This is a genomic window from Pseudoduganella lurida, from assembly GCF_007830455.1.
GTDB classification, from domain to species: domain Bacteria; phylum Pseudomonadota; class Gammaproteobacteria; order Burkholderiales; family Burkholderiaceae_D; genus Rugamonas; species Rugamonas lurida.
Genome location: NZ_VLLB01000003.1, coordinates 490,887 through 503,813, shown reverse-complemented (window position 1 = coordinate 503,813; position 12,927 = coordinate 490,887). Strand labels below are relative to the sequence as shown.

The 12,927-nt window shown below is 63.9% G+C and carries 15 protein-coding genes and 1 tRNA gene; all 16 read right to left on the bottom strand.

Features of this window, described 5'->3' with window-relative positions:
* Positions 1-2: 2 nt before the first annotated feature.
* The 16 genes from nuoK to IP91_RS11640 all read right to left on the bottom strand — a co-directional run bounded on the left by nuoK (position 3) and on the right by IP91_RS11640 (position 12,884).
* Positions 3-311 (bottom strand): NADH-quinone oxidoreductase subunit NuoK, encoded by a 309-nt coding sequence (gene nuoK, locus IP91_RS11715; RefSeq protein ID WP_145649136.1) that lies wholly within the window; start codon positions 309-311, stop codon positions 3-5.
* A complete protein-coding gene (locus IP91_RS11710; RefSeq protein ID WP_145649135.1) occupies positions 308-952 on the bottom strand; it encodes an NADH-quinone oxidoreductase subunit J in 645 nt (214 codons plus the stop codon). Before IP91_RS11710 ends, nuoK begins: the two co-directional genes overlap by 4 nt.
* Before the next feature lie 18 nt (positions 953-970).
* Positions 971-1,459, bottom strand: a complete 489-nt coding sequence (gene nuoI, locus IP91_RS11705) for an NADH-quinone oxidoreductase subunit NuoI (protein ID WP_145649134.1) — start codon at positions 1,457-1,459, stop codon at positions 971-973.
* A 15-nt stretch (positions 1,460-1,474) separates the two neighbouring features.
* Positions 1,475-2,554 (bottom strand): NADH-quinone oxidoreductase subunit NuoH, encoded by a 1,080-nt coding sequence (nuoH, locus tag IP91_RS11700; protein WP_145649133.1) that lies wholly within the window; start codon positions 2,552-2,554, stop codon positions 1,475-1,477.
* Positions 2,554-4,908: an NADH-quinone oxidoreductase subunit NuoG gene (nuoG, locus tag IP91_RS11695; protein ID WP_145649132.1), complete on the bottom strand. Its 2,355-nt coding sequence runs from the start codon at positions 4,906-4,908 to the stop codon at positions 2,554-2,556. Before nuoG ends, nuoH begins: the two co-directional genes overlap by 1 nt.
* 9 nt (positions 4,909-4,917) lie before the next feature.
* Positions 4,918-6,216, bottom strand: a complete 1,299-nt coding sequence (gene nuoF / locus IP91_RS11690) for an NADH-quinone oxidoreductase subunit NuoF (protein WP_145649131.1) — start codon at positions 6,214-6,216, stop codon at positions 4,918-4,920.
* On the bottom strand, positions 6,213-6,692 hold the full coding sequence (gene nuoE, locus IP91_RS11685) for an NADH-quinone oxidoreductase subunit NuoE (protein WP_145649130.1): 480 nt from the start codon (positions 6,690-6,692) through the stop codon (positions 6,213-6,215). Before nuoE ends, nuoF begins: the two co-directional genes overlap by 4 nt.
* Before the next feature lie 15 nt (positions 6,693-6,707).
* A complete protein-coding gene (locus tag IP91_RS11680; protein ID WP_145649129.1) occupies positions 6,708-7,961 on the bottom strand; it encodes an NADH-quinone oxidoreductase subunit D in 1,254 nt (417 codons plus the stop codon).
* Positions 7,961-8,554, bottom strand: coding sequence for an NADH-quinone oxidoreductase subunit C (locus IP91_RS11675; RefSeq protein WP_145649128.1), 594 nt, complete (start codon positions 8,552-8,554; stop codon positions 7,961-7,963). Before IP91_RS11675 ends, IP91_RS11680 begins: the two co-directional genes overlap by 1 nt.
* A 17-nt stretch (positions 8,555-8,571) precedes the next feature.
* Positions 8,572-9,048 (bottom strand): NuoB/complex I 20 kDa subunit family protein, encoded by a 477-nt coding sequence (locus IP91_RS11670; RefSeq protein ID WP_145649127.1) that lies wholly within the window; start codon positions 9,046-9,048, stop codon positions 8,572-8,574.
* A 3-nt stretch (positions 9,049-9,051) separates the two neighbouring features.
* Positions 9,052-9,411 carry an NADH-quinone oxidoreductase subunit A gene (locus tag IP91_RS11665; RefSeq protein ID WP_145649126.1) on the bottom strand — a complete coding sequence of 120 codons (360 nt, stop codon included), beginning with the start codon at positions 9,409-9,411 and terminating at the stop codon, positions 9,052-9,054.
* Positions 9,412-9,594: 183 nt separating this feature from the next.
* A tRNA-Leu gene (locus IP91_RS11660) sits at positions 9,595-9,679 on the bottom strand.
* 96 nt (positions 9,680-9,775) lie between these two features.
* The gene (gene secG, locus IP91_RS11655; protein ID WP_145649125.1) at positions 9,776-10,198 is read right to left on the bottom strand and encodes a preprotein translocase subunit SecG; all 423 of its coding nucleotides are present in this window, start codon (positions 10,196-10,198) and stop codon (positions 9,776-9,778) included.
* A gap of 86 nt (positions 10,199-10,284) precedes the next feature.
* A complete protein-coding gene (gene tpiA, locus IP91_RS11650) occupies positions 10,285-11,058 on the bottom strand; it encodes a triose-phosphate isomerase (RefSeq protein ID WP_145649124.1) in 774 nt (257 codons plus the stop codon).
* Between the two features lie 127 nt (positions 11,059-11,185).
* A complete protein-coding gene (locus IP91_RS11645; RefSeq protein ID WP_145649123.1) occupies positions 11,186-12,166 on the bottom strand; it encodes an NAD(P)H-quinone oxidoreductase in 981 nt (326 codons plus the stop codon).
* Between the two features lie 112 nt (positions 12,167-12,278).
* On the bottom strand, positions 12,279-12,884 hold the full coding sequence (locus IP91_RS11640; RefSeq protein ID WP_145649298.1) for a tetratricopeptide repeat protein: 606 nt from the start codon (positions 12,882-12,884) through the stop codon (positions 12,279-12,281).
* Positions 12,885-12,927: the final 43 nt, after the last annotated feature.

Sequence of the window (12,927 nt, the reverse complement as noted above, 5' to 3'; positions counted from 1 at the left end):
AACTAGCCTTTGAGGCTGTCCAGGTCTTCGACGTTGATGGTGTCCAGGTTACGGAACATCAGCACCAGAATTGCCAGGCCGATGGCCGATTCCGCCGCCGCCACCGTCAGGATGAAGAACACGAAGATCTGGCCAGCCGGATCGCCCAGGAAGTGGGAGAAGGCCACGAAGTTCATGTTCACTGCCAGCAGCATCAGTTCGATGGCCATCAGCAGCACGATGACGTTCTTGCGGTTCAGGAAAATGCCCACGATCGAGATCGCGAACAGGATCGCGCCCAGGACCAGGTAATGAGCCAGCGACAAGGTCATGGTGCCTCCTTCGTTTCAACGATTGCAGACTGCGGCTTGACCGCATCCATCTTGACCGCATCCATTTTTACAATACGCAGGCGGTCGTTGCGCTTGACGCGTACGGCCTCGCCCGGATCGAAGTACTTCTGGTCCTTGCGCTTGCGCAGCGTCAGCGCCACGGCGGCAACGATGGCCAGCAGCAGGATCACGGCGGCGATCTCGAACGCGTAGATGTATTTCGTGTAGATCAGCAGGCCCAGCGCCTTGGTGGAGCCGATCGTGTTGGCCGCTTCCGGCACGGGCGCATCGCCCACGCCGAAGCTGCGCCACAGTACCGATGCCATTTCCAGCACGATGATGCCGCCGACGATCGAGGCCACCGGCAGGTAGTTCCAGAAGCCTTCGCGCATCTTGTCCGTGTCGATATCGAGCATCATCACCACGAACAGGAACAGCACCATCACGGCGCCCACGTAGACGAGCACCAGCACGATGGCCAGGAACTCGGCTTTCAGCAGCAGCCAGATGCCGCCCGCCTGGAAGAAGGCCAGCACCAGGAACAGTGCCGCCGTCACGGGATTGCGCGCCGTGATCACGCGTGCCGCGGAGGCGATCATGATCGCCGCGAACACGTAGAACAATACGGTTGTAAAAGTCATGAATGGTTCCGATCGTTTTCAGCGGTACGCGGCATCGGCGGCGCGGTTCGCGGCGATGTCCGCCTCGTACCGGTCGCCCACTGCCAGCAGCATTTCCTTGGTGTAGTACAGGTCGCCCCGCTTCTCACCGTGGTATTCCAGCACGTGCGTTTCGACGATCGAATCCACCGGGCACGACTCTTCGCAGAAGCCGCAGAAGATGCACTTGGTCAGGTCGATGTCGTAGCGCGTGGTGCGGCGGCTGCCGTCGTCACGCTCGTCGGATTCGATGGTGATCGCCATCGCGGGGCACACGGCCTCGCACAGCTTGCAGGCGATGCAGCGCTCTTCGCCGTTCGGATAGCGGCGCAGTGCGTGCAGCCCGCGGAAGCGTGGCGACATCGGGGTCTTCTCTTCCGGGTACTGCACCGTGATCTTGCGCGAGAACATGTACTTCCCCGTCAGCGCCAGACCCTTGATCAGCTCGGACAGCATCAGGCTGCCGATGATTTCTTTTACTCGTGTCATTTTGTGTGCGCTTCCTTACTTCCAGATGTTCCACGGCGTCTGCATCCACGTCGCGACGAGCACGAGCCAGAACAGCGTCAGGGGAATGAAGACCTTCCAGCCCAGACGCATGATCTGGTCGTAGCGGTAACGCGGGAAGGTACCGCGCACCCAGATGAACAGCGAGACGATCAGGAACGTCTTCACGAACAGCCAGAAGAAGCCGCCGAAGCCGCCGCCGAATTCCAAGAAGGCGAACGGTGCGGACCAGCCGCCCAGGAACATGATCGAGGCCAGCGCGCCGACCAGGATGATGTTGGCGTATTCGGCCAGCATGAACATCGCGTACGACATGCCGGAGTATTCCACCATGTGGCCGGCGACGATCTCGGACTCACCCTCGACCACGTCGAACGGTGCGCGGTTCGCTTCGGCCAGGCCGGAGGTCAGGTAGACCACGAACAGCGGCAGCAGCGGCAGCCAGTTCCACGACATGAAGTTCACGCCCATGTCGGCGAAGCGGCCCACCTGCTGGCTGCTGACGATGTCGATGAAGTTCAGCGAACCGGACACCATCAGGATCACGACCAGCGCGAAGCCCATCGGGATCTCGTAGGAGATCATCTGCGCCGAAGCGCGCATGGCGCCCATGAACGAGTACTTCGAGTTCGACGACCAGCCGGAAATGATGATGCCGTAGACTTCCATCGACGTGATGGCCAGCAGCACCAGCAGGCCGGCGTTGACGTTGGCCAGCACGGCTTCCGGACCGAACGGCACGACCGACCAGGCGGCCAGTGCCGGCATGATGGTCATGACGGGGCCGATCACGAACAGGCTTTTCGCGGCCTTGGTCGGGATGACGATTTCCTTGAGCAGCATCTTGATGCCGTCGGCCATCGGTTGCAGCAGGCCCATCGGACCCACGCGGTTCGGGCCGATGCGGATCTGGATGAAGCCGATCAGCTTGCGTTCCCACAGCGTGGCGTAGGCGACCAGACCGAGCAGGGGCATCAGCACCAGCACGACCTTGATCAGGTTCCACACCAGCGGCCAGGCCGCGCCCAGCGCGTCGGCGCCGGCGGCGTTGATGTTGTTGACGAATTCCAGCGCCATTATTGAGCCCCTCCTGCATTGGCGACAGCGGCTGCCGCTGCAACCTTGGCCACCGAGATCGCACCGAACATGTCGCCCAGCGTGGCCGTCGACGGGTGTGCCGCCGAAACGCGCACGACATTGGCCGGCAGGCGGTTGTCCACCCGCGCCGCCAGGATCGCCGCGCCGCTACCCTGCAGCACCTGCACCAGGTCGCCCGACTGCACGCCCAGCTGGCCGGCCAGCGCGGCCGAAATGACAGCCTGCGGCGCCTGCGCGTCGACGGTTGCCTGCAGCGGCGCGGAACGGCGCACCAGCGCATCCGAGAAATAGATCGGCACGTCGGCGATGCGCTCCAGGCTTTCGCCCGAACCGAACGATGCGGACGTCAGTGCGACGCGCGACACGTTCGACAGCTTGGCCGTGACGTCAGCAACGCCAGCACCCAGTGCTTCGTCGCGGATCGCTTCCGAGGTTTCGTAGTCGAAGCCCGGCAGGCCGAGGATATTGCCCAGCACACGCAGCACCTTCCAGGCCGGGCGGGCATCGCCCAGCGGCTTGACGGTGCCATTGAAGCTTTGCGCACGGCCTTCGCAGTTGACGAAGGTGCCGGAGGTTTCGGCGAACGGCGCGATCGGCAGCAGCACGTCGGCGTAGTCGGCGCCATGCTTGAAGGCCGACATCACGACAACCATCTCGGCACCTTTCAGTGCGGCGACGGCCTGCTGCGGATTGGCCGCATCCAGTTCCGGTTCCGCGTTCAGCAGCAGGTACGCTTTCTTCGGCACCGAGAAGGCGGCCGCCGGCTGCGACGAGAACGCGCCGGCGATGTAGCCGCCGACCGTGTTGGCCGCTTCCGTCAGGTAGCCCAGCTTGGCGCCCGTGGCGTTGGCGATCCACTGCGCCGCGGCAGCGATGGCCGAGGCCTGCGGATGGTGCACGGCGGCGTTGCCGAGGAAGACTGCCTTCTGTTCGCCGGCCAGCAGGCTGGCAGCGACGCCTTTTGCAGCGTCATCGAACTCGCCCGGGAAACCGGCCGGTGCCGCTTCGCCCTTGGCCGCAGCGACCGCCGAGACGATGCCCGACAGGGCCGCCAGCCAGTCCGATGGTGCCGCCACGATGTTGTTGGCAACCGTGATCAGGCTGTCGTCGGCCGTGGCGTGGATCAGCGACAGCTTGGCGCCGTTCTTCACGGCGGCGCGCAGGCGCGTGGCCAGCAGCGGGTGATCCTTGCGCAGGAACGAGCCGATGACCAGCGCGCCCTGCAGGTTCGACACGTCGGCGATCGGCATGCCGAGCCATGGCGTCACTTGGCCGTCCAGCGCGAAGTCGGTCTGGCGCAGGCGGAAGTCGATGTTCTCGGAACCGATGCCCGAGCTCAGTTTCTTCAGCAGCACCAGCTCTTCCAGCGTGGAGTGGGCGGTCGCGTACGAGGCGATCGCATCGGCGCCGTGTTCGTGCTTGATGTTCTTCAGGCCGTGCGCCACGTATTCCAGCGCCGTCTGCCAGTCGACCTGCTTCCATTCGCCGCCCTGCTTGAGCATCGGCTGCGTCAGGCGTTCGGCGGAATCCAGCGCTTCGTACGAGAAGCGGTCCTTGTCGGAAATCCAGCACTCGTTGATCGCTTCGTTTTCCAGCGGCAGCACGCGCTTGACCTTGCCCTGCTTGACCTGGACGATCAGGTTGGCACCCAGGCCATCGTGCGGCGACACCGATTTGCGGCGCGACAGTTCCCAGGTACGGGCGCTGTAGCGGAACGGCTTCGACGTCAGCGCGCCCACCGGGCACAGGTCGATCATGTTGCCGGACAGCTCGGAGCTGACGGCTTCGCCCACGAAGGTGGTGATCTCGGCGTGCTCGCCGCGGCCCAGCATGCCGAGCTCCATCACGCCGGCCACTTCCTGGCCGAAACGCACGCAGCGGGTGCAGTGGATGCAGCGGCTCATCTCCTTCATGGAGACGAGCGGGCCGGCCTGCTTCGGCACGACCACGCGCTTTTCTTCTTCGTAGCGCGAGTTGTTCTTGCCATAGCCGACCGCCAGATCCTGCAGCTGGCACTCGCCGCCCTGGTCGCAGATCGGGCAGTCCAGCGGGTGGTTAATCAGCAGGAATTCCATCACCGATTTCTGCGCCCGCACGGCCTTCTCGCTGTGCGAGCGCACGATCATGCCGGCCGAGACGGGGGTGGCGCAGGCCGGCAACGGCTTCGGCGCTTTCTCCACTTCGACGAGGCACATGCGGCAGTTCGCGGCGATCGACAATTTCTTGTGATAGCAGAAATGCGGGATATACGTTCCCAGTTTGTTGGCAGCTTCCAGCACCATCGAACCCGGTGCGACTTCTACCTTCTTGCCGTCAATTTCAATTTCAACCATGATGGACGCTTAGTAGGCCGAGACAGGCACCAGGCAGTGCTTGTGCTCGACGTGATATTCGAATTCTTCGCGGAATTGCTTGATGAACGCGCGCACCGGCATGGCGGCGGCGTCGCCCAGCGCGCAGATCGTGCGGCCCTGGATGTTGTCGGCGATCGAGTTCAGCATGTCGAGGTCCGACGCGCGGCCCTCGCCGTTCTCGATGCGGTGGATCATCCGGTACATCCAGCCCGTGCCTTCACGGCATGGCGTGCACTGGCCGCACGATTCCTCGTAGTAGAAGTACGACAGGCGTTCCAGCGCCTTGACCATGCAGCGCGTCTCGTCCATCACGATCACGGCGCCGGAACCGAGCATCGAGCCCGCCTTGGCGATCGAATCGTAGTCCAGGTCCGTCTGCATCATGATCTCGCCGCGGATCACCGGGGCGGACGAACCGCCCGGGATCACGGCCTTGATCTTGCGGCCGCCGCGCATGCCGCCGGCCAGTTCCATCAGCTTGGCGAACGGCGTGCCGAGCGGGACTTCGTAGTTGCCCGGACGCTCCACGTCGCCGGAGATCGAGAAGATCTTCGTGCCGCCGTTGTTCGGCTTGCCCAGCGCCGCGTAGTTCTCGGCGCCGATGTTCAGGATGAACGGCACGGCCGCGAACGTTTCCGTGTTGTTGATCGTGGTCGGCTTGCCGTACAGGCCGAACGAGGCCGGGAATGGCGGCTTGAAGCGCGGCTGGCCCTTTTTGCCCTCCAGCGATTCCAGCAGCGCCGTTTCCTCGCCGCAGATGTAGGCGCCGTAGCCGTGGTGCGCATGCAGCTGGAAGCTGAACGCGCTGCCCAGGATGTTGTCGCCCAGGTAGCCAGCGGCGCGCGCCTCTTCCAGCGCCTCTTCGAAGCGCAGGTAGTCCTGGAAGATTTCGCCGTGGATGTAGTTGTAGCCCACGGTGATGCCCATCGCGTAAGCGCCAATCGCCATGCCTTCGATCAGTGCATGGGGGTTGTAGCGGATGATGTCGCGGTCCTTGAACGTGCCCGGCTCGCCTTCGTCGGTATTGCAGACGAGGTATTTCTGGCCCGGGAACTGGCGCGGCATGAAGCTCCACTTCAGGCCGGTCGGGAAGCCCGCACCGCCGCGGCCGCGCAGGCCGGAAGCCTTCAGGTCGGCGATGATCTGCTCGGGCGCGATGCTCCCTTCGAGGATCTTGCGCAGCGCGGAATAGCCGCCGCGCTTCACGTACTCGGCCAGGCCCCAGTTGTCACCGTTCAGATCCTTCAGGATCAGCGGGTTGATATGTCGGTCGTGCAGCGAAGTCATTTCTTCAGCTCCTCCACGAGCGCGTCGATCTTGTCGTTGTTCATGAAGCTGCACATGCGGTGGTTGTTCACCAGCAGCACCGGTGCGTCGCCGCAGGCGCCCATGCATTCGCCCTCTTGCAGCGAGAACTCGCCGTCGGCGGTGGTGCCGCGCCAGTCGATGCCCAGCTTCTGCTTCAGGTGCTCGCCGGCCTTCACGCCGCCCGACAGCGCGCATGGCAGGTTGGTGCACACGGTGATCTTGTGGCGGCCGGTCGGCTTCAGGTTGTACATGTTGTAGAAGGTGGCCACTTCCTGCACGGCGATGGCCGGCATGCCGATGTAGTCGGCCAGTTCCTTCATCGTTTCTGGCGACAGCCAGCCCAGCTCGACCTGGGCGTGGGCCAGCGCGGCCATCACGGCCGACTGGCGCTGGTCGGCCGGGTACTTGGCCAGCTCGCGGTCGATTTTTTTATAACACTGCTCGGATAACATCATCTTTTCCTGCCCTCGTTAGCGGTCGATACTGCCGAACACGATGTCCTGCGTGCCGATGATGGTGACGGCGTCGGCGATCATGTGGCCGCGCGCCATTTCATCCAGGCTCTGCAAGTGCGTGTAGTCCGGCGTACGGATCTTCAGGCGGTACGGCTTGTTGGCACCGTCGGACACGATGTAGATGCCGAATTCGCCCTTCGGGTGTTCGATCGCGGTGTACACCTCGCCCGGCGGCACGTGGAAGCCCTCCTGGAACAGCTTGAAGTGGTGGATCAGCGATTCCATGTTGGACTTCATGTCCACGCGCGACGGCGGTGCCACCTTGCGGTTGTCCGTCATCACGGGGCCGGGATTGTTGCGCAGCCACTCGATGCACTGCTTGATGATGCGGTTCGACTGGCGCAGCTCTTCCACGCGCACCAGGTAGCGGTCGTAGCAGTCGCCATTCGTGCCCACCGGGATGTCGAAGTCCATCAGGTCGTACACTTCGTAAGGCTGCTTCTTGCGAAGGTCCCACTCGATGCCGGAACCGCGCAGCATGGCGCCGGTGAAGCCCATGGCCAGCGCATCTTCCGGCGTGACCACGCCGATGCCCACGGTCCGCTGCTTCCAGATGCGGTTATCGGTCAGCAGGGTTTCGTATTCGTCGACATAGCCGGGGAAACGGGTCGTGAACGCTTCCAGGAAGTCCAGCAGCGAGCCCTGGCGGTGTTCGTTCAGGCGGTCGATTTCCTTCTGGCTGCGGATCGACGACGGACGGTGCTTCGGCATCGCATCCGGCAGGTCGCGGTACACGCCGCCCGGGCGGTAGTAGGCCGCGTGCATGCGCGCGCCGGACACGGCTTCGTAGCAGTCGAACAGGTCTTCGCGGTCGCGGAAGCAGTACAGGAACGGGCCCATGGCACCCACGTCCAGCGCGTGCGCGCCCAGCCACATCAGGTGGTTCAGGATGCGGGTGATCTCGTCGAACATCACGCGGATGTACTGCGCGCGCAGCGGCACTTCGATGCCCAGCAGCTTCTCGATGGCCAGCACGTAGCCGTGCTCGTTGCACATCATCGACACGTAGTCGAGACGGTCCATGTACGGCACGGACTGCAGGTAGGTCTTCTGCTCGGCCAGCTTCTCGGTGGCGCGGTGCAGCAGGCCGATGTGCGGGTCGGCGCGCTGGATCACTTCGCCGTCCAGCTCCAGCACCAGGCGCAGCACGCCGTGCGCGGCCGGGTGCTGCGGACCGAAGTTCAGGGTGTAGTTCTTAATCTCAGCCATTATTTCATCCCGTATTTTTCTTCGCGGATCACGCGCGGCACGTTTTCACGCGGCTCGATCGTGACCGGCTGGTACACCACGCGGCCCTGTTCGGCGTCGTAGCGCATTTCCACGTAGCCGGCGACCGGGAAGTCCTTGCGGAACGGGTGGCCGATGAAGCCGTAGTCGGTGAGGATGCGGCGCAGGTCGTTGTGGCCTTCGAACAGGATGCCGTACATGTCGAACGCTTCGCGCTCGTACCAGTTGGCGGCACGCCAGATGTCCGTGATCGTCTGCACCAGCGGCATCTCGTCGTCCGGACAGAACGTGCGCACGCGCACGCGCCAGTTGTGCTTCACGGACAGCAGGTGCGTGACGGCCGCGAAGCGCGGGCCTTCCCACGTGCCTTCGCCGTATTCGGAATAGTCGACGCCGCACAGGTCGATGAAGGTATCGAAACCGAGTGCGGGGTCGTCGCGCAGCGTCTGCATCACTGCGTGGTAGTCGTTGGCCTTGACCACCAGGGTGATTTCACCGAGGGCCACCGTGGTGGTGACGCGCTCGCCCAGGGCGCTTGCCAGGGCGCCTCCCAATGCTTCCAGTTGTATTGTCATATTCTTGCGCGCCCCGTTTAACGTGCGATCGTGTTGGTGCGCTTGATCTTGTTTTGCAGCTGCATGATGCCGTACAACAGGGCTTCCGCGGTGGGCGGGCAGCCTGGCACGTAGACGTCGACGGGCACGATGCGGTCGCAGCCGCGCACGACGGAATAGGAGTAGTGGTAGTAGCCGCCGCCGTTGGCGCAGGAACCCATCGAAATGACCCAGCGTGGTTCGGACATCTGGTCGTACACCTTGCGCAGCGCGGGCGCCATCTTGTTGCACAGCGTGCCGGCCACGATCATCACGTCGGAGTGGCGCGGCGACGGACGGAACACGACGCCGAAACGGTCCATGTCGTAACGGGCTGCGCCCACGTGCATCATTTCGACTGCGCAGCAGGCCAGACCGAACGTCATCGGGAACATCGACCCGGTGCGCGCCCAGTTGATCAGCTTGTCGGCCGAGGTGGTGATGAAACCTTCGTTTAATACGCCTTCAATAGCCATGGCTTATTCCCAATCAAGGGCACCTTTCTTCCAGATATACCAAAAACCGACGACGAATTCGGCGATGAACACCATCATCGTCACATAGCCCTGCCAGCCCAGTTCGCGCATGGAGACGCCCCATGGGAAGAAGAAAGCCGTTTCAAGGTCGAACAGAATAAAGAGGATCGCGACGAGGTAGTAGCGCACGTCGAACTTCATGCGCGCATCTTCGAAGGCTTCGAAGCCGCATTCGTAGGGGGAGAGTTTCGCCGCATCGGGCTTGTACGGACCGAGAATCCGGCCGAGGATCTGGGGCACCACGCCGACACCGATGCCGACCAGGATGAACAGAAGTACGGGGAAATAATTTTCGAGGTTCACGAAAGGCTCACAGCTGTTGTTGAACGACCGGTTGGTGAGGCACCACACCGTTGCGGTGTGGCCGGAACGCTCGACCCCGTTCAAACGCTACAGACCAGGATCAAACGACACATCCTCGTAAAAAAACCAGCGTGAGGCTTGAGGGATAACTCATGGGCCTTTTTGCTGGCTTCTCAAAATTTCTGGTGCCGACGACGAGACTCGAACTCGTACAGCTTGCGCCACTACCCCCTCAAGATAGCGTGTCTACCAATTTCACCACGTCGGCATTAAGGCCGCTATTCTACTCGTCTTTGCGCGTTTTGTTAATGTACATTACGCTAGATCAAGGAGAAAAACGGCAAAAAACTTAAAGTTGTCTGTTTTACTTTGGTACGGCTGGGGCCGGGGTCGGCTGCGAGACGGCTGGCGTCGCTGCCGGGGCCGTTGCTGGCGGCACGCCGGCGTCCGTTGCCGGGGCGGCCGGGGCCGTCGGGGCGTTGCCCGGAATGGCGGCGGAGCCCTTCACCGGCACCGTCACGTTCGACAGCACGCCGCTGCTGGTGCTGCGCGTGTTGGCCATGGTGGCCAGGCCCAGCGTGGAAGCAAAGAAGATCGCGGCCGCGACGGCCGTGGACTTCGACAGGAAATTCGAGGAGCCGGTGGCGCCGAACAGGCTGCCGGACGCGCCGGAACCGAATGCGGCGCCCATGTCGGCGCCCTTCCCGTGCTGCATCAGCACCAGGCCGATGATGGCCAGCGCCGACAGGACCTGCACGACGACGATCAGATTGAACAAGGTGTTCATGTTATTCCATTTCAGTTTTTAAATTGCCGGAGCATTACTCCGTCTACCCTTCCCGTCCCCGGGATATTCTTTATTGCCGTGCTGCTTCAGTTTGCGGTTTCATTGGCAGCCTCATTGGCCGCCCCGGTGATGGCCAGGAAATCCTTGGCCTTCAGCGCTGCGCCACCGATCAGGCCGCCATCGATATCGCGCTGCGCCAGCAGATCCTTCGCATTCTCCGGCTTCATGCTGCCGCCGTACAGGATGGCGATGGTCGCGGCCGCCGATTCGCTGCGCACGGCCACCTGCTTGCGCAGCGCCGCGTGCAACTCCTGGGCCAGCGCCGGCGTGGCCGTCCTGCCCGTGCCGATCGCCCACACCGGCTCGTAGGCCAGCACCAGCTTTTCCAGCGCCGGATTTTCCAGCACGTCCAGCACGGCCTGCAGCTGCGCGCAGACCACCACATTGGTGCGGCCGGCCTCGCGCTCTGCCAGCGTTTCGCCGACGCAGACCACCGGCGTCAGGCCCGCATCGAGTGCCGCGCGCGCCTTCTGCGCGACCAGTTCGTTCGTCTCGTGGTGGTAGGCGCGCCGCTCGGAATGGCCGACCAGCACGTAGCGGCAGCCGAAATCCTGCAGCATCGAGGCCGCCACCTCGCCCGTGTAGGCGCCGGCCGCGTAGGCCGAGACATCCTGCCCACCCCATGCGATCGCCGTGCCCGCCAGCTCGGCCTGGCACTGCGCCAGGTACGGTGCCGGTGCGCACACGGCCGTCGTCACGTTCTGGTTGGCAGGGCCGGCGGCGATCCCGCGTAATAATACCGAATTGGCGGCCAGGCTGCCGTTCATCTTCCAGTTGCCGATGACGAGTTTGCGTCGCATAGTGATCCGCGTTGTAATGAACCCCCGATTGTAACGTGCGTCACAACCACGGGTCAAACAACGAAATTTCAAATTGGCATGAAAATCGGCCGGACCACAACGGTCGCGGCCCGGATGATGGCCTGTTTCAGGCGATCTGGAGCATGATCTTGCCCGTATGCGTGCTGCTTTCCATCAGTGCATGGGCGCGCGCTGCCTGTTCGAGCGGGAAGCTCTCATAAATCACCGGTTTGATTTTTTGCGCCTCGATCAGGGGCCAGACGGTGTCCCGCAGCTGGCGGGCAATCGCCGCCTTGAACGCGACGGAACGCGGACGCAGGGTGGAGCCCGTGACCGTCAGGCGGCGGCGCAGCACCTGGCCCATGTCCAGCGTGCCCTTGGCGCCACCCAGCAGCGCGATGACGACGATGCGGCCGTCGTCGGCCAGGCAGTTGATCTCGCGCGGCAGGTAGTCGCCGCCCACCATGTCGAGGATGACGTCCACGCCCTTGTCGCCGGTGATTTCCTTGACGATGGCCGCGAAGTCCTCGTGGCGGTAGTTGATGCCCCGTTCCGCGCCCAGCTGTTCGCAGGCGCGCGCCTTCTCCTCGCTGCCGGCGGTGGCGAACACGCGGTGGCCCAGCGCGCTGGCCAGCTGGATGGCGCTGACGCCGATGCCCGACGTGCCGCCCTGCACCAGCAGCGTCTCGCCTTCGGCCAGGCGGCCGCGGTCGAACACATTGCTCCAGACCGTGAAATAGTTCTCCGGCAGCGAGGCGGCCTCCAGCGGCGACAGGCCGTGCGGCACGGGCAGGCACTGGCCGACCGGCGCGGTGACGTACTCGGCATAGCCGCCGCCCTGCACGAGCGCGCAGACCAGGTCGCCATTATTAAAGCCGGAATCGCCCACGTCGCCGCCGACGATCTCGCCCGCCACTTCCAGGCCCGGCAGGTCGCTGGCACCGGGTGGCGGCGCGTAGCTGCCCTGGCGCTGGAACACGTCCGGCCGGTTGATGCCGGCCGCATGGACCCTGATCAGCACTTCACCGGCCTTCGGCACCGGCTGGTCGCGTTCGCACAGCTGCAGCACTTCCGGCGGGCCCGACTTCGTGATCTCGATTGCGCGCATGATGTCGTCCTTTCGATCAAAGGGACGATTCTAGCCCAGCGGGGAAATCGGTGAAGGCTGGCGGCGGATGGCGGAGCGGCAATCGCGACATCGCGACTGCATCGGCGGGCGTTCAGTCCCCCGTGCGCGACGTGCGCGGCAGCGGCTTGCCCGGCTGCCAGGCGGCGGACAGCGCCTGGCCCTCCTCGATCTGCTCGGGCGTCATCTTCCTGGCGACGGCAGCGCGCTGCTCGGCCGCGTTGGCGTTGCCGCCGGCCGCCGCCAGGTTCCACAGCATGTAGGCCAGCACGTTATCTTCCGGCATGCCGCCGATGTGATAGCGGTACATCAGGCCGAGCACCTGCTGCGCGTCGGCATGGCCCTGCTCGGCCGCCTTGCGGAACCAGGTGACGGCCTGCCTGTGGTCCTGGATCACGGCATTGCCCGTGTAATACATGGCGCCGACGACATACTGCGCGTCGGCCTTGCCCTGCAGCGCGGCGCGGCGGTGCCACTGCAGCGCCTGCTTGTAGTCCTGCTGCACGCCGCGGCCCATGTAGTACATCAGGCCCAGCAGGTGTTCCGCATCCGCATTGCCGGCACGGGCCAGGGGCAGGATCGTCCGGTAGGCCTGCGCATAGTTGCGGTTGTTGTAGGCGGTCGCCCCTTCGGCGAAACCGGCCTGCGCGCTGCCCTGCAGCGCCAGCGCGATCGCCAGGGAGATGCCGATGATGCCCATCAGTCTGCCAAGTGTATTCATGCGGATCGGATGCTTGTCCTGT